Below are 17,946 nucleotides of genomic sequence, written 5' to 3'. Positions count from 1 at the left end.
CTCCGACCGCCACGACCGCGGCGCCGTCCACGGCATCCGCGGACGCCGCGGCCTCCGCGCGCTCCACGGGCTCCACGGGCTTCAGGGAGAAGCTGCTGACCGTAGCGCCGCCCATCGAGGTGGCGGGGCGGTGGATCAAGCGCTATCACGTCACCGCCGACCCGGCGGGCATCGCGCCCGAGGTCGAGGAGGCGGCGTACGCGCTGCTGCCGGCCCTGCTGCCGGAGCCGGACGGCACCCCGCCGGCGTCGTTCGTCGTCCTGCACCGGGGCGGGGACGACGGCGCCTACCTCAACGCGTACAGCTGGGTGTGGGACAACGTCCTGCACTTCCGGGGCGCGGCGGCGGGCCAGCCGGTACTGGGCTGCCCGGACCGGGACCCCACCCACTTCGGGACGCTCGCGATGCCCTGGATCGGCTGCGTCTGGGAGTTGCCGCCGATCCTGCACGAACGCGACGCCTGGGTCAGGCACTTGCTCTCACCCACGGCCCCCGACCTCGCCGGCTACCTCGCCGACTCGCTTTCCGGGGGCACGACGGGAGACCGTTCATGAGCGGCCCGCACGACTTCGACTTCCTGCACGGCGACTGGAACGTCCACAACCGGCGTCTGGCGGACTTCCTCGACGACGGCAACGACTGGGAGGAGTTCCCGGCCACGAGCCGCTGCTGGAGTCTGTTCGACGGGGCCGCGAACATCGACGAGATGGCGGTGCCGGGTCAGGGCTGGAAGGGGCTCACCCTGCGGTTGTTCGACCCGGCGGCACGGGAGTGGTCGCTGAACTGGTCCTCCAGCCGCGGCGGGAAGCTGTTCCCGCCGGTCACCGGGGCGTTCGGGAGCGACGGACGCGGGGTGTTCCACGGGGAGGACACGCATGACGGGAAGGACGTGGGGGTGCGGTTCGTGTGGTCGGGGATCTCCGCGGCCACGGCCCGTTGGGAACAGGCCTTCTCCGTGGACGGGGAGAGAACCTGGGTGACGAACTGGGTCATGGAGTTCACCCGGCCGGCGGCTTCCTGAACGCGCGCAGCGCGAACCGCGGTTCGGGGCGCGGGACGTCCTGATCGGGCAGTGCTTCGAGCAGGGTGACGAAGTGCTCCGTCAGCACTTCGCCGGGCGCCAGCCGGGTGAACCAGCCGCGTCGCAGGTCCGCCACGGTGCCGCGCGGGCTGCGGCCCTGCCCATGGCCCCGAAACCGGCTCCGTCCGGCCGGGACGAGGCCGTACTCGCCGGCGTACGCCGTCACCTGGTCCGCCGCGTCCCGGGCGGCCCGTCGCGGTCGCGGGGCGAGTACGGCGTCGATGTCGCTGCCCACGTCGTGCGCGGCGGCCTTGTCGACGGTGGTGACGTACACCCCGCCCGGACGCAGTACCCGTGCGCACTCGGCGACGATGTCCCGGACGTCCGCGCCGCTGTCGACCAGATGCAGCAGCCATACGCTGGTGACGGCGTCGAACGAGGCGTCGGCGAAGGGCAGTCGGCGGCTGTCGGCGCGTATCACGGAGCCCGGGAGCCGTGCCGCGGCCATCCGCGTCATGCTGTGCGCGGCGTCCGCGCCCGTCACCCGCAGCCGTGGGCGTGCGATGGCGAGGCGGCGGGTGACCGTTCCCGTACCGCAGGCCGTGTCGAGCAGGTCGCGCGCGTCCTCGGGGACGAGGCCGAGCACCGCGTTCGCGGCCGCCTCGGCGCGGGGTTCACCGCCGCGGCTGGCGTCGTAGGCTGCTGCTTCCTTCTCGTAGTCCAGCATGCGGGTCAGGCGGCGCCGTGTCCCGGGGCGAGGTTCTCCACCCTGCGGGCGAGCGCGAAGTCGAGGTCGGTGACGGCGCCGCCGACGCTGTGCGTGTTCACGGTGAGGGTGACCGTGTCGTAGCCGAGTGTCAGGTCGGAGTGGTGGTCGAGTTCCTCCTGCACCTGGGCGATGTGCACGACCATCGCGGTGGCGGCGGAGTGGGAGGCCAGGCGGTAGGAGCGGGTGAGGTGGTCGCCGTCGAGCGACCAGCCGGGCAGGTCCGACAGGCGCGTCTCGATCTCCTTCTGCGCCAGGGGCTCGACGGGCATGACTTGCTCCTTCGGTACAGCGCGGGGGCGGGCTGTTTCCCAGCGTGCCACAGTCCTTGGGCCCGGTCCCGTCACCGGGTTCCCCGCCCCACCGCCCCTGCCCCGCCCATGCCTCGCCGGGCGGCTTCCACACGCGACCGACTGAGTGACATCTTCGGCGGTACGCCCACCCAAGTCGCTTCGGGACGAAGAGATCGTGGGTTCACATCCCGCCATATCGACGCGGTTCTCAGCTGGAAGCTGTGACGACCTGCCCGATGACGGAGAAGCGCTGCCGACACTCCGGGCAGGTCGCCTCACCGAAGGCATAGGTCAGGGCGCGCGCGACTTCCTCATGTCCGTCGGCCAGGGCGAGGTCGTAGAGGCGCCGGCCGAGACCTTCCAGGGCGCGAGGATCGGCTGGATGGAGAGGAAGGGTCTCGACGTCGTCGGAGAGGGCGTAGTCCTCCGCCGTGCTGAAGAAGCCTCGCTCTCCGAAAATCACCCACAGCGACGCGCAGCCGTCGGGGTCGGGGCACTCGAGCTCGTATTCCTCACTGACGACGCCCCGGACCAAGCCCTCGGCCCAATGGATGTCGCCCTCCAGGTTCAGAACCGCCTCAACCAGATAGCAGTAGTCGTTCCGGGCGGCGGTGACCTGCCGCCATCGGTTTGCGGCGCCCAGTAGGCGTGCCACTTCCGGCGTGTACTGGTGCCGCAGGTTCCGGGTTTCGTACCGCTGGTCGGCCTGGACGAGAAGGGCGCCGGCCAGGTGGAGGGCCGAAGCCGCCTCGTCGGCTTTGCCGGTCTCCGCTAGGTCGGCCAGTGTGGGCAGCACCAGCGGATGGGCGACATCCAGAGAGCCGTTGTGGTAAAGCTCCGTCCAGAGATCGCTCCAGGCCTGACTGTCCCGGCCCGTGGCGGCACGTTCCAGCAGGGCCCTCAGGCGGTCGGAATCGGCGTCGTGCGCAGGCGGAACAGAAGAACTCGTCGTCACCTCCGGCATCCAAGCAGACTGCCGCAAGCGCGCTTTCGCCGACCTGTCGATCACTGTGGATGCGTGCCGGCCGGCATGTCCGGTGACAGGGCCAGGACCGCGACGGGGGATGATCCGCTCATGCGCATACGACGAGAGGCTCGTTGGGTCTTGTGGGGGCTGTGGATTGCGTGTCTGGTGTTCTCCGTCTGGTTCTTTGTGGAGGTGATCACGCTCTTCCTGCAGGCCGAGTCCTGGTGACACAGCGAGGCGTTCGTCCCCTTGCCGTGCGCGATCGATGGGTAACTGACGGGGAGTCACGGTGGTTGACGGACAGCGCACATGAGAACGGCCCCCGATTTCGGGAGGCGTTCGGCTGTCTCCGCCTGGTGAGATGTTCACGGGCCTCCGTAGCGCTGGGCTCCGGCCTGGCAGCGCTGTCGAGTTGGGGAACTCGCCGTCGGGCACGTACTCAATCGGACGGCGTGACCGGGGACCGCATGCCGAGCCACTGCTCGGCGCCCCAAGCCTCGAACCGCTCCACCTCGGTGAACCCCAGTTTCGCCGCGAGACGCATCGAGCCGACGTTGGCCGTCTGGGTGGTGAGCACCACCGGCTCACCGGGAAGCGCGCCGGCGAGCCAGCCGAGTGCCGCCATGCACGCCTCGGCGGCGTACCCGAATCCCCACGCCCGCGGCAGGAACAGGTAGCCGAGATCGACCTTCCCCGCGGCAGCCGGGCGACGGTGCCCTGTTGCTCTCCTGAGCAGGATCTGGCCGATCATCGACCCGTCGAGATCAACGACGAAGCTCCCGGGCCACCGCTCGGGCGTCCCGGACATCTCGCGCTCAAGCTCGTCACGCGGCCGGGGGCCGCCGAGGTAGGTGTGCACCTCCGGCGACGTGAGCAGCTCGATGAACGCCGTACGGTCCCGGGCCTCGGGCTCGCGGAGCACGAGCCGCTCGGTCCTGATCGGGGCAGGTGGCCAGGCGACGGGTCCGAGTTCAGTCACGCCGACCAACCAATCAGCAGGCTCGGCAACGATCAAGACCCGTGGACCGATCAACCCGCGGATCGACCCATCGGTCCGGCCCCCACCCTCACCAACGGGGCCGGGCCCTGCGCTGGGCATACTCGTCCATGCCGACCACGCGGGGTAATGCGGTGGCGGGGTCCGGAAGCGACGCGATCAGCCTCAACAAGGTGTTCCGGCTGACCGGAACCCTAGGCGCTCTACCGGCGGACCGCCGAGATCAGTCCGCCGGGCCGCTCCTCGCGCTGCGGCGGAGTGCTGATCGGGCGGCCGTAGGCGGCGGCGCGCTCGCGCAGGGTGTGGCTGTCGGCATCCCAGCCGTGCCCGGCCAGCCAGTCCACCGGGTCGTCGGGCATCTCCGAGATCCACAGGGACGCCGCCGATCCCGGCGCGGCGTCCGCGCCGAAGCGCTCGATCACGCCGCGCGAGCCCAACGTCAGCCCCATCCGACTGCCTGCCGCCGACTGCGCGCCGATCCGGGCCAGCAGCAGCTCCACCGCGTCCTCGGGCAGATAGATCAGCAGTCCTTCGGCGATCCACACGGTCGGCACGGCCGGGTCGTGCCCCGCGGCGGCCAGCGCGCCTGGCCAGTCCTCACGCAGATCCACCGCGACGGTGATCCGCTCGCAGCGGGCGACAGCCCGCTCCTGGCGCAGCACAGAAGCCTTGAAGTCCTGTGGCGCGGCGGTGTCGACCTCGAACAGCCGGGTGCCCTCGGGCCAGTCCATCCGGAAGGCCCGGCTGTCCATGCCGGCGCCGAGCAGCACGACCTGCCGGACCCCGGACGCGGAGGCCTGCTGCAACAGGTCGTCGAGGAACTTCGTCCTGATGACGATGGAGAACGCCACGGCCAGCCGACGGCGTCGCGCGGTCTCGTCATCGGGCAGCGGCGGCGACGAGGGCCACAGGCCGCCGGCGGTGGCGAAGGCCCGTGCCAGTGGGTCGCGGAACAGCGCGTTCTCCCGCTCGGACTCCAGCGCCCGCACCCTGGCGACCCCCACCGCCGTCGCCCACACTCCCGACGGCCGCACCCGCTCCTGCTCATCAGCCACCGCGCCAGCCTAGATGACCGGTTCCCAGGGGCCTGATGAGGGGAGCCGGGTTCATGCGCGGCCGGCCGGTCATCCGCGCACCGACCGCCTACGACCAGTGAACCCACCATGAGGCGGAGATCAACAGTCACCCCGCGTACGCGACCACACGAAGTGGGCCAGAGCTGGGACTCGTGAAGGGAACCAAGGGCGTCAGTCAATCTCCCTTGCCCACAGCCCTTGTGCCGCGATGCGGTCGTCGACGTGCTAATTCCCCCCGCACGCCCCGTCAGGATCGGCGGCGGCCCGGACGAGGTTCTGTTCCAGGCGTTCGAGGGTGTGCAGGGCAGCGGTTCGCTCCTCGGCGGAGAGGCCCGCCGTGGAGAGGTCCTCCAGATGACTCCAGACCTGCTCGACCTCACGGCGCAGGGCATGGCTGGCCGCCGTGGGTTCGATGAGCGAGGCGCGCCTGTCGGTGGGCGAGGGGCTGCGGCGGACGAAGCCGGCCTGCTCCAGGCGCCGCACGGTGCGGGTCATCGTGGCGGCGTCGGAGTCCATCAGCCGCACCAGGTCGGCCTGCCTCTGGGGGCCGAGCTCCCACAGGTGCATCATCACCAGCTCCTGGCCCGGATGCAGGCCGATCCGGCGCAGTAGCTGCCCCGCGAACATGCGGTGCAGGCGGGCCAGACGGAAGATCGCGTGACTGACCGGCCCGCTGCCGGCCGCGGCCGGTACCGGAACGGTGACCCCCTGCCCCGCCTCCGCGAGGCCCTCCCCGGCTTCCGGCGTGGACTGCGTCATCGGAACCTCACTTTCCTGTTTGGGCAGCATAAGCCTATCTCCCATGCGTTAACTGGAGATACCTGACCACTATCGGGATGTATACGGACAGTTCGTCCCGTGTTGCGTGCTTCACACGTCGAAGCGGGAATGGATTCGGGGGCATTACCTGTTCGGACAGGTGATTTACTTGTCCAGACAGGCATCTGCTGGTGCGGGCTCGTGAGCGTCCGGCCGCGGAGCATCACCCACCGGAGGAAGAAACCCATGACCACTGCTTTCGATCCGATCGCTCTGGGCGGCAAGCGCCTGGCGAACCGCCTCGTGATGGCGCCGATGACCCGCAGCCGCGCCTACGGTCCCAGCGCCGAGGCGACCGAGCTGATGGCGACGTACTACGCGCAGCGCGCCACCGCCGGGCTGATCGTCACGGAGGGCATCCAGCCCTCACCGCTCGGCCAGGGCTACCCCGACACCGCCGGTCTGCACACGCCCGGGCAGGTGCGGGCATGGCGGACGGTGACCGACGCCGTGCACCGCGAGGGCGGTGCGATCTTCGCGCAGCTGATGCACACCGGCCGGATCGGGCACCCGAGCCTGCTGCCCGACGGGCTGGTGCCGGTGGGGCCGTCGGCGGTGGCCGCCGAGGGGCGGGTCTACACCCACGAGGGGCCGAAGGAGTTCGTGACGCCGAAGGAGCTGAGCGGGGCGGAGATCCGGCGGACCGTCGCGGACTTCACCGACGCCGCCCGCAACGCGGTCGAGGCCGGGTTCGACGGCGTGGAGCTGCACGGTGCCAACGGCTACCTGATCCACCAGTTCCTCGCGCCCAACACCAACCACCGCACCGACGAGTGGGGCGCCACCACCGAGGGCCGGATCCGCTTCGCCGTCGAGGTCGTCACCGCCGTGGCCGAGGCGATCGGCGGCGACCGGGTGGGCCTGCGGATCTCGCCCGGGAACCGGTTCAACGACATCGCCGAGGACAACCCGGACGAGGTCTACCTCGCCCTGCTGGACCGGCTCGCCGGCCTGGACCTGGCCTACCTGCACCTGATGGAGGGGCCGAACCGCGACCTGACCCCGCGGCTGCGCAAGGTCTGGCCCGGCACGTTCGTCCTCAACCCGTTCACCCATCCTGACGTCACCGGCCCCGACGCGCTGGGTCTGATCGAGGACGGAAGCGCGGACATGGTGGCCTACGGCGCGCTGTTCCTGGCCAACCCCGACCTGCCCCGGCGCCTCGCCTCCGGCGGCCCCTTCAACGACCCCGACCAGGCCACCTTCTACGGCGGCGACCACCGCGGCTACACCGATTACCCCACCCTCACCGCCTGAGCGCCGACTGCCCCGAGGCGGCCGCGCGGTGAGTCACCGCGTGTGCGGTCGCCCCTCTTCCGTTCCCTTCCTTCTCACCCCTATCTGGGAGTTCTCGATGTCCAAGGCAATCACTTTCTCCGAGTTCGGCGCGGCCGAGGTGCTGCGGCCGTCGGAGGTCACCCCGCCGGAGCCCGCGCCGGGCCAGGTCCGGATCCGGGTGCGGGCCGCCTCCGTGAACCCCTTCGACCTCAAGCACCGGTCCGGTCTGATGGCGCAGGCCGCCCCTGCGCGCTTCCCCGTGATCCCCGGCCTGGACGCGGCCGGTGTCGTCGACGCCGTCGGCGAGGGAGCCGACGCGGCCGTGGGGGACGAGGTCCTCGGTTTCACCGTCGGCGGCGGCTACGCCGAGTACGCCCTGCTGGTGCGGCCGGTGGGCAGGCCCCGGTCCCTGTCGTGGGAGGTCGCCGCCTCGCTGGTCACGGTCGGCGAGACCGCGTCCCGTGTCCTGCGGCAGCTGGGTGCGCGGGCCGGGCAGACCCTGCTCGTCCACGGCGCCGCGGGCAGTGTGGGCACCATCGCGGTGCAACTGGCCGTCGCCCGCGGCATCACCGTCGTCGGGACCGTCGGCGAGCACGACGTCGAGCGCCTCACCGCGCAGGGCGCCACCGCGGTCCGCTACGGCGACGGCTGGGCGGAGCGCGTGAAGGCCGCGGCCCCCCAGGGGGTCGACCTCGTCTTCGACGCCTCCGGGGCCGGCGTGCTCGCCGACTCCGTCGCCCTGGCCGGCGACAGCGCGCGCGTGATCACCATCGCCGACATGTCCGCCGCCGAGCACGGTGTCCGCTTCAGCGCCGGCAGCGTCGACCAGGCCGACGACTCCCTGCCGCAGCTGGTTCAGCTGGCCGCGGCCGGCGAACTCGACCTCCCCGTGTGGCGTACGTACCCCCTCGACCAGGCCGCCACCGCCCACCGGGACATCGAGGCCCGCCGCAACAAGGGCAAGGTCGTTCTCCTTCCCTGACCCTCCGTGCCGCCGCCTCGCCGCCGAAGCCGACGAGGCGGCGAGGCGGCGAGGCGACGAGGCGGTTCTGTCCCTCGGCCCGTCCGGCGTTTGAGGACGGGGCAGTTCAGGCCGAAGCGGGCGTCCTGGGGGCGGCAGCCCCCAGGCACGGGATGGGTCGGGCGGCGAGGGCGGCGACGAGGAAAACGGCTTCGGTCTCCCGGGGCGGACCCCGGTTCAAGATGTCGCGCACGCCCACTCCTCGACTACCGTCGGCGTATGCCCATGGTCACCTCCGGATCCAGCACGCCACCGATCCCCCCGGCCGGCGCGGGAGTCGGCCCGCTGCTGCGCGGCTGGCGGGAACAGCGTCGGGTCAGTCAACTGGAGCTGGCGCTGCGGGCCGACTCCTCCGCCCGGCACATCAGCTTCATCGAGACGGGACGCTCCCGTCCGAGCGAGGAGATGGTGCTGCGGCTGGCCGAACACCTCGACGTGCCGGTACGCGAACGCAACGCGCTGCTGCTGGCCGCCGGGCACGCCCCGCACTACCCGGAGACCCCCCTGGACGCCCCGGCGATGGAGGCGGTGCGTCAGGGCATGGAGCGGCTGATCCAGGGTTACGAGCCCTACCCGGCGCTGGTGGTCGACGCCACGTACACCGTGCTCGCCGCGAACCGGGGCGTCGCCATGTTCCTCGACGGTGTCCCCGAGTCGCTGCTCACGCCGCCGCTGAACGCGATGCGGCTCACCCTGCACCCCCAGGGCCTGGCTCCGCGCATCCGCAACCTGCGGGAATGGCGTGATCACCTGCTCGCGCAGATGGAGCGTCGGATCGCATTGCGCCGCTCCGAGCCACTGCGCGCGCTGTACGAGGAGGTGGCCGCGTACCCGGTTCCGTACGTGGATCCGGAGCCGGCCGACGCGGAGGCCGCCGAGCCTGTTCCGTACTTCGCGCTGCCGATGCGGATCGAGCACGACGGACGGATCCTGTCGTTCATGTCGTCCATCTCCACCTTCAACACCCCGATGGACGTGACGGTCGCCGAACTGGCCATCGAGACGTTCCTGCCCGCCGACCCCGCCACACTCAAGTACCTCCAGTCACTCACGTCTTGACGAATCGTCAACCATCCGTTTGAGTCGGTCCCGTCCTGCTCGACCCCATGAACGTCCCGGGGCCGCATGACACACTGCTCGGGGGGTTTCGGCGCGTGGGGAGGGCGTGGCGTGAGTGAGCGGCGGGCTGCGCCCACCGTGGGGCAAGTGGTGCTCGGGCGGCGGCTGCAGGAGTTGCGGGAGGCCACCGGTCTGCGGCGCGAGGAGGCCGCGCGCGTTCTGCGCGTGGCTCCGGCGACCGTGCGCCGCATGGAGATGGCCGAGGTCGCCCTCAAGATCCCTTACCTTCAGGTGCTGCTGACGACGTACGGGGTGGCCGACGCGGAGGTCACCGCTTTCGTCGCGCTGGCCGAGGAGGCGAACCGGCCGGGGTGGTGGCAGCGGTTCCACGACGTGCTGCCGGACTGGTTCAGCATGCATGTCAGCCTGGAGGGCGCCGCCCGGATGATCCGCTCGTACGAGCCGCACTTCGTGCCCGGACTGCTGCAGACCGAGGAGTACGCGCGGGCCGTGCTGGAGGCCGGGACGGTCGGGCAGACGGGTCCGGAGGCCATCGAGCGGCATGTCACGCTGCGCATGACGCGGCAACAGCTGCTGCTGGGGCGGGAGAACCGGCCCCGCCTCTGGGTGATCATGGACGAGACGGCGCTGCGGCGGCCCGTGAGCATCCGCGGTGAGGTGATGCGCAACCAGATCGACCGGCTGCTGCGGGAGTTGGAGAGCGATGACATCACCCTCCAGGTCGCCGAGTACGCGAGCGGGCCGCATCCGGGGACCTATACGTCCTTCGCGCTGTTCCGCTTCGCGGAGCCGGAACTGCCGGACATGGTCTACAGCGAGTACCTGACCGGCGCCGTCTACCTCGACTCGCGGCGCGAGGTGGCCACGCATCTGGAGGTCCTGGACCACATGTCCGCCCAGGCCGCCTCCGTCCCCCGCACGAAGGAGATCCTGCGGGAACTGCGGGACTCCTACTGACGGAGCCCCGCCCGCGGCCCCGTTCCCCTGCTCCAGCGACTCCCCCTGCGATGCGCCTAGGCCGCGCCGCCCCTCGCCTCCCTGTCATCGTCCACGATCTCGGCGTCCACCACGCCGTCCTCCTCGGCCGGAGCGTGCTCGTCGGTCGGGGCGTGCTCGTCGGCCGCCTCGTCCCGAGGGGTCTGCGCGGCCTGCGCGTACATCGCCTGGCCCATCCGCTGGCTCACGGAGGCCAGGTTCTCGACGCCGGCCCGCAGGGCGGTCGTGTCGTCGGCGGAGTCCACCAGGAGTCGCTTGAGGTCGGCGATCGCGGACTCGACCTCCGGCCTGGTGCCGGGCGGTATGCGCTCGTCGTTCTCGCGGAGGAACTTCTCGGTCTGGTAGACGAGTTGCTCGGCCTGGTTGCGGGTCTCGGCGGCCTCGCGGCGCGTACGGTCCTCGTCGGCGTACTGCTCGGCCTCGCGCATCATCCGGTCGATGGCGTCCTTGGGCAGTGCGGAGCCGCCGGTGACCGTCATCTTCTGCTCGCGTCCGGTGGCCAGGTCCTTCGCGGAGACGTGCATGATCCCGTTGGCGTCGATGTCGAAGGCGACCTCGATCTGCGGGACCCCGCGCGGCGAGGGCGGCAGCCCGGTCAGGTCGAAGACACCGAGCTTCTTGTTGTACGTGGCGATCTCCCGCTCGCCCTGGTAGACCTGGATGCCGACCGACGGCTGGTTGTCGGCCGCCGTCGTGAAGATCTCCGAACGCCGCGTCGGGATCGTGGTGTTGCGCTCGATCAGCCTGGTCATGATGCCGCCCTTGGTCTCGATGCCGAGCGAGAGCGGGGTGACGTCGAGGAGCAGGACGTCCCTGACGTCCCCCCGGATGACGCCCGCCTGGAGAGCCGCTCCGAGCGCCACCACCTCGTCCGGGTTGACGCCCTTGTGCGGGTCCTTGCCGGTGAGTTCGCGGACCAGGTCCGTCACCGCGGGCATCCGGGTCGAGCCCCCGACCAGGATGACGTGGTCGATCGCGGCGAGCCGCACGCCCGCGTCCTTGACCGCCCGGTGGAAGGGCGTCTTGCAACGGTCGAGCAGATCGGCGGTCAGCTCCTGGAACTGAGCGCGCGTCAGTTTCTCCTCCAGATGCAGGGGACCCTCGGCCGATGCGGTGATGTAGGGCAGGTTGACGGTGGTCTCGGAGGAGCTGGAGAGCTCGATCTTGGCCTTCTCGGCGCCCTCGCGCAGGCGTTGCAGCGCCATCTTGTCGCGGCCCAGATCGATGCCGTGGGAGCCCTTGAAGCGCTGGGCGAGGTGTTCGACGATCCGCTGGTCCCAGTCGTCCCCGCCGAGCCGGGTGTCGCCGTTGGTGGCCTTGACCTCGATGACGCCGTCGCCGATCTCCAGGAGCGAGACGTCGAAGGTGCCCCCGCCCAGGTCGAAGACGAGAACGGTCTGTTCCTCGCCCCGGTCGAGCCCGTACGCGAGGGCGGCGGCCGTCGGCTCGTTGATGATCCGCAGGACCCTCAGACCCGCGATCTCGCCGGCCTCCTTGGTGGCCTGGCGCTGGGCGTCGTCGAAGTGGGCGGGCACGGTGATCACGGCGTCCGTGACGTCCTCGCCGAGGTACGCCTCCGCGTCCCGCTTCAGCTTCTGCAGCACGCGCGCCGACAGTTCCTGGGCACGGTAGCGGGTGCCGTCGACGGAGCCCTGCTCCGGGAAGCGCCAGTCCGCGTCGCCCATGTACCGCTTGACCGAGCGGGCGGTGCGCTCCACGTTCGTCACGGCCTGCCGTTTGGCGACCTCCCCGACGAGCACCTCGCCGTTCTTGGCGAAGGCCACCACGGAGGGTGTGGTGCGCGCGCCCTCCGCGTTGGTGACGACGGTGGGGTCGCCTCCTTCGAGGACGGCCACCACCGAGTTCGTCGTACCGAGGTCGATCCCGACCGCACGTGCCATGTCCGTCCCCTTCCGCCGGGGTGCTGCCCGGCCTCCAGCACAAAACTTGAGTGCCATCTTGTCAATGGGGCGTGCTTCTCCGGCGGGTCCGGACACAACGGTGCCGCGGCCCCCCAGGGACCGCGGCACCGTGGCGTACGGGGTGTCAGGCGAGCTTGGCGGTCAGGGTGATCGTCGTCCCCGTCAGGGCGGCGCTGACCGGGCAGTTCTTCTTGGCGTCCTCGGCCGCGGCCACGAAGCCGTCGTTGTCGAGGCCCGGTACCGCGCCCTCGACGGTGAGGTGGATGCCGGTGATGCCCTCACCGGGCTGGAACGTGACGTCGGCGTTGGTGATCAGCTTGGTGGGCGGGGTGCCCGCGCCCGCGAGGGCGTGCGACAGCGCCATGGAGAAGCAGCTGGAGTGGGCGGCGGCGATCAGCTCCTCGGGGCTGGTCTTTCCGTTGGCGTCCTGCGCCCGCGACGCCCACGTCACCGGCTGCTCGCCGATGCCGGAGGAGTCGAAGGTGACGACGCCGCTGCCCTCGAGCAGGTTGCCTTCCCACACGGTGTGCGCGGTGCGCGTGGTTGCCACGATGAATCCCTTCGATGGGGCGGTGGGGTCCCGTTTTCCGGGTCCGTATGCACCATCCGATCACACCCGCACGCCGCTCACCCAGAATGACGGCTCACCGGACGCGGAAGACCGGCCCCCGCGCCGTGAACGGGAGCCGCGCGCCGTCCGGGATCAGATACGCGTGCTCGCGCCGCACCCGCAGCACGTCGCACCAGCCGTCCGTGATGACCAGCACCGGTGCGCCGGGCGGGAAGTCGTCCGCGCGGTGCAGCAGGTCGACGCCGGGCTGCAGCACCGTACCGCCGCGGCCGTGCACCCGGACGCGGCCCGCGATCTCGGTGACCGGCAGATAGCCCGCGTCGTGCGGCGCGGTGTCGCAGAAGACGACACGCGCGGCGGGTACGTCACGGGCCTCGGCGTACGAGGCGATCGCGCCCAGCGCCTTGCCGAGCAGCGTGCGGTCCATGGAGCCGGAGGTGTCGAGGACGACGCCGAAGGTGCAGCGGGCGATCTCCTCGGGCGGGAAGTACCGTCCGGCGCGCGGGATGTCGGGGGTCGAGGCCTGCCGCCGTGCCGGACGCGCGTACGTCCGCACCGGCTCGGGGCGCGGTACGAACTCGTCGAACCAGCGGGCCAGTCGGGCGTCCCAGGGCAGCGGCGGGTGGCTGAGCGCGCGGATCTCCTCCACCAGACCCCCCGGCAGGAAGCCGCGCTCCTGGTACTCGTGCAGATCGAGGCCCCGGGCCAGCCCGCGGCGGTACAGCTCGTCGAGGTCGACGTAGTCGCGCGGCGAGCCGATCGGGCCGCCGAGGATGTCGCCGGCGCCCTTGCCCCGCAGGGTGGACAGGCGGCGCATCCGGCGCAGGTCGGTCGCGATCCGGTCGTAGACCTCCTCCGCCGACAGATCCGTCAACTCCGGGTCGTACAGCAGTCCGTCGGGCATCGTGCCGACCTGCATCGCGCACAGCCAGCCGTTGACGACGTAGTCGCAGGCGACGTTGAAGAGGTACGGGTCGCGGGTGCCGCACCGGTCGCCGTGGCGCAGGGCGGCGTGCAGCATCTCGTGGGCGAGGACGAACCGCCATTCCTCGTCGTCGAGTTCGCGCAGCGGGTTGATGTAGATCTCGCCCGCCTCCGCGTCGACCGCCGCGACGGAGATGTCATGGGCGCGCGCGAGTTCGGCGTCGGCGACCAGGGTGATGCCGGCCGCGATGCCACCGAGCAGCGGGTAGGAGGAGACGAACCAGCTCAGCGCCCGCTCCCAGGGCTGCAGCCGGGTGGGTCCGCCGCGCATCGAGGAACGGCGGCCGCCCGCCACGTCCATCGCCGTGGCCACGGTGCGCGTCAGGGCGTGCGCGAAGGCGAGCTGCCAGTCCGGCGCGGTACCGCCCTTCCAGGTGTCCCAGGGCACCAGCAGCTGGTCCGCGTCGGCACCGGCCGTACCGCAGCGGTCGTACGCGGCCGGGATCCCGTCGCGGCGCCAGCGGGCGGCGAGCTGCTCCTCGTCGCCGCCCGGGTACGACGGCGGCAGGTCCTCGGGGGTGCTGCCGACCGGGAAGCCGAGCAGGAAACGGTTGACCACGGCGCAGCGGGCGGCGAGGTCGTGGCGGTCGGGCTGCTCGCGCCGGCCCGTCGCCGCGGGGACGTGGCCGAAGCCGAGGTGGATGACGCCGTGCGCGACCGCCCAGGCCCACTCGGCGGGTTCGGCGCGGCGGGTGGGGTGGACGTGCAGGACGCCGTCGGAGTCGACACGGACGAGGCCCTCGCGGGGCGACGCGGCGCAGTCCTCCTGGCGGCAGGTGCTGAACCCGATGGCGGCGAGCGCGCGGTTGGCCCGGACCAGTCGCATGCCCTCCGCGAACGCCTCCCCCGCCAGGTCCTTCTTGGGCTGGTCCCGGCGGCGCGCGCGGCTCACCGGCGGGCCTCCACCAGCCGGGGCATGTCCCGGGCGGCCTCGACCAGGAACCACGCGGGCAGTACGGGATTGCCGTCGGCGTCCGGGGAGATGACGCTCTGCGCCACCTCCACCGAGATCTCGGCGAGCTGCACGAGCAGCGACTTGGCGCGGAACGCGGTCTGCTGTCCGGCCGCCGAGAGGTGGTCCTTGCTCGCGGGCAGCTCCTTGACCAGACGTCCGCGGAAGGACTCGGCGAGGTAGTAGAGCAGGTCGCGGTCCTCGGGGCGGTGCGGCCAGCCGGCGTCGCCCTTGAGGACGGCCTCGATGCCGAACCGGCTGCGCACGATCTTGACGTAGCCGCGGAAGGCGACCGCGTGCGCGGGCGTCAGCGTGCCGTGCGCGATCACGCCCAGGGTGGCCTCGTCGAGGTCGGGACCGAAGGAGTGGAGCGCGTCGGAGAGCATGTGCCAGGAACGGGGCGTGGAGAAGGGCTCCTCCGTCTTGGGCGGCTTGGACCACAGGTGGTCGGGGCGGTCGGTGAGGTGGTCCAGGACCCAGGGGTGGATGCCGTTGCCCGCGGCCCAGACCAGCCAGTCCTTCGGCGAGGCCTCCAGGTGCACGTGGGCGAGGCGGTTGACGAGCGCGGAGGCGATCGGGCGGGCCAGCGCGTTGTCGGTCGCGCGGTTGCCCGCTCCGATGACGATGGACCCGGCGGGCAGCTCGTAGTTGCCGATGCGGCGGTCCAGGATCAGCGAGTAGAAGGCCTTCTGGACGTCGGGGGTCGCCGCGTTCAGCTCGTCCAGGAACAGGCAGTAGGGCTCGTCACGGGCGATCGCCTCCGGCGGGCAGAAGACGGACCGTCCGTCACGGATCTGCGGGACACCGATGAGGTCCTCGGGCGCGAGCTGGGTGCCGAGCAGGCTCACGCACTCCAGTCCCAGCGATTCGGCGAACTCCCGCACCAGGGAGGACTTTCCGATGCCGGGAGCTCCCCAGATGAAGACGGGCCGCACGGTCGCGAGACCGAGCAGCAGCTCCGGGAGGCGGGCGGGGGTGACGGTGACGGCTGCGTGCACGCACGGACTCCTGGGAGGTGTTCGAGTGGAGCGCGCGGTCGCGCGGTGTCCGGAACGACCAGTGTGTGCGCGTGGGTCCGTCCGCCGCAGCCCATTTTCAGGCGGCGCGCTCGCTCTCGCCCGCGGGCAACGGCACCTGGGGTCCGTCGCACTCGCGCAGCCAGCCGCGCAGGACGCGGTGCACCCGCTCGGCGCCCACCAGGTCGCCGCCGTCGTCGACCGGGTCGGACAGGTCGAGCGGCGACATCAGGAACGGATGTCCCTGGGCGCCGCCGAGTCCGCCGTGCGAGCCGATCTGCTCCTCGAAGGCGAGCACCTCGCCCTCCTCGGGGTCGTACCAGGAGTTGACCATGATGTCGGCGGTGTGCGGGAACGTGTGCGTGCGCCGTACGGCGTCGGCGGCGCCGGGGCCGAAGTCGGCGAGCGGTCCCGGGCGTGCGTCGTCGAGCGTGTCGACGGGCGCCTCCACGCCGTGCGCGCCGATCACCAGTCCGCCGTGCTCCTCGCTGCGCACCAGCAGGAAGCCGACGCCTGGGTGGTTGGCGAGCGTGGACAGCAGCGCGGGGTGGCGGCGGTCGATCTCCTCGCGGCTCATCCGGTGCGCTGCGTCCGGGAAGGAGACGAGGCCGAGGTTGCCGGAGGCCAGTACGACGGGTTCGGAGTGGCGCGAGGGGCGGTGGCGCCCGCCGCTCTCCTCGACGGGCCGGCGCAGCGCGGCCCGGACCGCCGCCCGCGCCTCGGCTCCGCTGTGCGTGCCCCGCGCCCGGCGCGGCACGGGCAGCCCGCAGCCGGCCCGGACCAGGTTGCCGAGGCTGAGGCCGTAGCGGGTCAGGAAGGTCTCGCCGGGGCTCTGCCCGTGGTCCGACAGCACGACGATCCGGTAGGGCCGGGGGGCGTGCTCGGCGACCTTCTCGATCAGCGCGAGCGAGCGGTCGAGTCGTTCCAGGACCTTCTCCGTGTCCCGGCCGCGCGGCCCGGAGTGGTGCGCCACCTCGTCGTACGCCACCAGGTCCGCGTAGACCGCGTTGCGCCCGGCGAGCATGTCGCCGATCACCGCGGCGACGACGACGTCCCGCTCGACGACGGTCGCGAAGGCGCGGACGAAGGGGTACAGCCCGCCGCGCCCGACCCGCGGGCGGCGCTTCCGCAACCGGGCGCGGGTGGACTGGCCGGTCTCGCGGAACACCTCGGCGACGAAGGACATCGCCGTGCGGACGGCGTTGGCGGGGTCGGAGAAGTAGGCGAAGTAGCCCGAGCGGGAACGGTTCTCCCGGCCTCTGCGCGCGGCCATGGAGAGCACGAGGGCCAGCTCGTCCGCGCCGCCGCTGAAGAGGTTGCCGCGGCTGGCTCCGTCGACGGTGAGCAGTCCCCCGTCGCCGGTGTACGCGATGGCCCGGCGCTGGAGTTCGGCCGCGCTGCTGGGCCGGTTGCAGACCATGACCTCGTGGCTCTCCTTCTCGTACCACCTGAAGGCCGGGATGTCGTGGTTGCTGCCGTGCAGGATGCCGAGCTGGCTGGCGCCGGTCTGGCTCGACCAGTCGGTGCGCCAGGGGGTGAGCCGGTGGGTGGTGCCGAGCCACCGCGCGACGGTCGGCATGAGGCCCTTGCCCGTCGCCTCCTCGAGCACGTCGTGTCCCACGCCGTCGAGCTGGACGAAGACGACGCCGGGGGTCGGGGGACCGGCCTGGCCGTGGGACCGGTCGCGGCGGCGGGCCGCGAGCCGGTAGAGCCTGCGCCGGTAGGCGTCGTCGTCCCGGACGGCGAGAGCGCCCCCCGTGGCGGAGGCGACCGCGGACATCACGGCGGCGACGGCCACGGCGGTCTCCGGCGCGGCCTCACTCTGTCCGGAGGGGTTGATGCGCAGGGCGAGCAGCAGCAGCGACCCGTTCAGGAAGAAGACGAGCAGGCCGAGTATCAGTGCGGGCACGAGCAGCAGGGCCCGTACGAGCAGCGGCCACACCAGCGACGACAGCAGACCGAAGACGCCCGCGCCGGCCGCCGCCGTGACGGCGATGCGGGTGGCGCTGTCCCCGTTGTCGGACTGGAGCTGGAAGTCGGGCAGCGCGCCGGCCAGTACCAGCATCGTGACCGTGGACACGGCCCATACCGCGATGCTCCGCCCGACCCCGCTGAGGACCCGTCGCCACCGTCCTCCACCCACGTCCTGTCCACCTCACGTCCCGGGCCCGCCCGGTCCGCGAGGCC

Annotated in this window: 17 protein-coding genes; 6 read left to right on the top strand and 11 right to left on the bottom strand. The window is 71.7% G+C overall.

From position 1 onward, the window contains the following. Nucleotides 1–92 precede the first annotated feature (92 nt). Together HEP85_RS31835 and HEP85_RS31830 are read left to right on the top strand one after the other, a co-directional pair. Nucleotides 93–554, top strand: coding sequence for a hypothetical protein (locus tag HEP85_RS31835; RefSeq protein ID WP_168534213.1), 462 nt, complete (start codon nt 93–95; stop codon nt 552–554). After that, the gene (locus tag HEP85_RS31830) at nt 551–1,021 is read left to right on the top strand and encodes a hypothetical protein (protein WP_168530957.1); all 471 of its coding nucleotides are present in this window, start codon (nt 551–553) and stop codon (nt 1,019–1,021) included. The genes HEP85_RS31835 and HEP85_RS31830 overlap by 4 nt, the downstream gene beginning before the upstream one ends. Here HEP85_RS31830 and HEP85_RS31825 read toward each other — a convergent pair. The 6 genes from HEP85_RS31825 to HEP85_RS31800 all read right to left on the bottom strand — a co-directional run bounded on the left by HEP85_RS31825 (nt 999) and on the right by HEP85_RS31800 (nt 5,879). Next, complete coding sequence (locus HEP85_RS31825; protein ID WP_168530956.1) at nt 999–1,748, bottom strand: class I SAM-dependent methyltransferase; 750 nt, start codon at nt 1,746–1,748, stop codon at nt 999–1,001. The genes HEP85_RS31830 and HEP85_RS31825 overlap by 23 nt on opposite strands. Before the next feature lie 5 nt (nt 1,749–1,753). Further along, nucleotides 1,754–2,059 carry a 4a-hydroxytetrahydrobiopterin dehydratase gene (locus HEP85_RS31820; RefSeq protein WP_168530955.1) on the bottom strand — a complete coding sequence of 102 codons (306 nt, stop codon included), beginning with the start codon at nt 2,057–2,059 and terminating at the stop codon, nt 1,754–1,756. A 229-nt stretch (nt 2,060–2,288) separates the two neighbouring features. Further along, nucleotides 2,289–3,044: a hypothetical protein gene (locus HEP85_RS31815; protein WP_168530954.1), complete on the bottom strand. Its 756-nt coding sequence runs from the start codon at nt 3,042–3,044 to the stop codon at nt 2,289–2,291. 442 nt (nt 3,045–3,486) lie between these two features. Beyond that, entirely contained in the window at nt 3,487–4,026 is a 540-nt protein-coding gene (locus HEP85_RS31810) for a GNAT family N-acetyltransferase (RefSeq protein WP_168530953.1), read from the bottom strand. Nucleotides 4,027–4,247: 221 nt separating this feature from the next. Continuing rightward, entirely contained in the window at nt 4,248–5,063 is an 816-nt protein-coding gene (locus HEP85_RS31805; RefSeq protein ID WP_168534211.1) for a class I SAM-dependent methyltransferase, read from the bottom strand. 282 nt (nt 5,064–5,345) lie between these two features. Next, nucleotides 5,346–5,879 carry a MarR family winged helix-turn-helix transcriptional regulator gene (locus HEP85_RS31800; RefSeq protein ID WP_168530952.1) on the bottom strand — a complete coding sequence of 178 codons (534 nt, stop codon included), beginning with the start codon at nt 5,877–5,879 and terminating at the stop codon, nt 5,346–5,348. A gap of 246 nt (nt 5,880–6,125) precedes the next feature. On the opposite strand from HEP85_RS31800, the gene HEP85_RS31795 reads away from it, so the two are divergent. The 4 genes from HEP85_RS31795 to HEP85_RS31780 all read left to right on the top strand — a co-directional run bounded on the left by HEP85_RS31795 (nt 6,126) and on the right by HEP85_RS31780 (nt 10,275). Next, nucleotides 6,126–7,196, top strand: coding sequence for an alkene reductase (locus HEP85_RS31795; RefSeq protein WP_168530951.1), 1,071 nt, complete (start codon nt 6,126–6,128; stop codon nt 7,194–7,196). Nucleotides 7,197–7,293: 97 nt separating this feature from the next. Further along, nucleotides 7,294–8,199, top strand: coding sequence for an NADP-dependent oxidoreductase (locus HEP85_RS31790; RefSeq protein ID WP_168530950.1), 906 nt, complete (start codon nt 7,294–7,296; stop codon nt 8,197–8,199). 258 nt (nt 8,200–8,457) lie between these two features. After that, nucleotides 8,458–9,297, top strand: coding sequence for a helix-turn-helix domain-containing protein (locus HEP85_RS31785; protein ID WP_168530949.1), 840 nt, complete (start codon nt 8,458–8,460; stop codon nt 9,295–9,297). A 111-nt stretch (nt 9,298–9,408) separates the two neighbouring features. After that, nucleotides 9,409–10,275 (top strand): helix-turn-helix transcriptional regulator, encoded by an 867-nt coding sequence (locus HEP85_RS31780; RefSeq protein WP_168530948.1) that lies wholly within the window; start codon nt 9,409–9,411, stop codon nt 10,273–10,275. Between the two features lie 56 nt (nt 10,276–10,331). On the opposite strand, the gene dnaK is transcribed toward HEP85_RS31780, so the two are convergent. The 5 genes from dnaK to HEP85_RS31755 all read right to left on the bottom strand — a co-directional run bounded on the left by dnaK (nt 10,332) and on the right by HEP85_RS31755 (nt 17,902). Continuing rightward, the gene (gene dnaK, locus HEP85_RS31775) at nt 10,332–12,215 is read right to left on the bottom strand and encodes a molecular chaperone DnaK (protein WP_168530947.1); all 1,884 of its coding nucleotides are present in this window, start codon (nt 12,213–12,215) and stop codon (nt 10,332–10,334) included. 145 nt (nt 12,216–12,360) lie between these two features. Next, nucleotides 12,361–12,786 (bottom strand): OsmC family protein, encoded by a 426-nt coding sequence (locus HEP85_RS31770; protein WP_153287810.1) that lies wholly within the window; start codon nt 12,784–12,786, stop codon nt 12,361–12,363. A gap of 94 nt (nt 12,787–12,880) precedes the next feature. Beyond that, nucleotides 12,881–14,683 (bottom strand): hypothetical protein, encoded by a 1,803-nt coding sequence (locus tag HEP85_RS31765; protein ID WP_329291515.1) that lies wholly within the window; start codon nt 14,681–14,683, stop codon nt 12,881–12,883. After that, entirely contained in the window at nt 14,680–15,741 is a 1,062-nt protein-coding gene (locus HEP85_RS31760; protein WP_168530946.1) for an ATP-binding protein, read from the bottom strand. The genes HEP85_RS31765 and HEP85_RS31760 overlap by 4 nt, the downstream gene beginning before the upstream one ends. A 97-nt stretch (nt 15,742–15,838) precedes the next feature. Then, nucleotides 15,839–17,902: a phage holin family protein gene (locus HEP85_RS31755; protein ID WP_168530945.1), complete on the bottom strand. Its 2,064-nt coding sequence runs from the start codon at nt 17,900–17,902 to the stop codon at nt 15,839–15,841. Nucleotides 17,903–17,946 lie beyond the last annotated feature (44 nt).

The sequence above is a fragment of the Streptomyces sp. RPA4-2 genome (assembly GCF_012273515.2).
GTDB classification, from domain to species: Bacteria; Actinomycetota; Actinomycetes; order Streptomycetales; family Streptomycetaceae; genus Streptomyces; species Streptomyces kaempferi.
The sequence above is the reverse complement of the archived record's forward strand: the minus strand, read 5'-3'. Positions and strand labels throughout refer to the sequence as shown.

What these genes read in the sequence shown, in the direction of transcription:
- HEP85_RS31795 (WP_168530951.1), top strand. Translation starts at nt 6,126, where the DNA reads ATGACCACTGCTTTCGATCCGATCGCTCTGGGCGGCAAGCGCCTGGCG.
- HEP85_RS31785 (WP_168530949.1), top strand. Translation starts at nt 8,458, where the DNA reads ATGCCCATGGTCACCTCCGGATCCAGCACGCCACCGATCCCCCCGGCC.
- HEP85_RS31820 (WP_168530955.1), bottom strand. Translation starts at nt 2,059, where the DNA reads ATGCCCGTCGAGCCCCTGGCGCAGAAGGAGATCGAGACGCGCCTGTCG.
- HEP85_RS31815 (WP_168530954.1), bottom strand. Translation starts at nt 3,044, where the DNA reads ATGCCGGAGGTGACGACGAGTTCTTCTGTTCCGCCTGCGCACGACGCC.
- HEP85_RS31790 (WP_168530950.1), top strand. Translation starts at nt 7,294, where the DNA reads ATGTCCAAGGCAATCACTTTCTCCGAGTTCGGCGCGGCCGAGGTGCTG.
- HEP85_RS31830 (WP_168530957.1), top strand. Translation starts at nt 551, where the DNA reads ATGAGCGGCCCGCACGACTTCGACTTCCTGCACGGCGACTGGAACGTC.
- HEP85_RS31800 (WP_168530952.1), bottom strand. Translation starts at nt 5,879, where the DNA reads ATGACGCAGTCCACGCCGGAAGCCGGGGAGGGCCTCGCGGAGGCGGGG.
- dnaK (WP_168530947.1), bottom strand. Translation starts at nt 12,215, where the DNA reads ATGGCACGTGCGGTCGGGATCGACCTCGGTACGACGAACTCGGTGGTG.
- HEP85_RS31825 (WP_168530956.1), bottom strand. Translation starts at nt 1,748, where the DNA reads ATGCTGGACTACGAGAAGGAAGCAGCAGCCTACGACGCCAGCCGCGGC.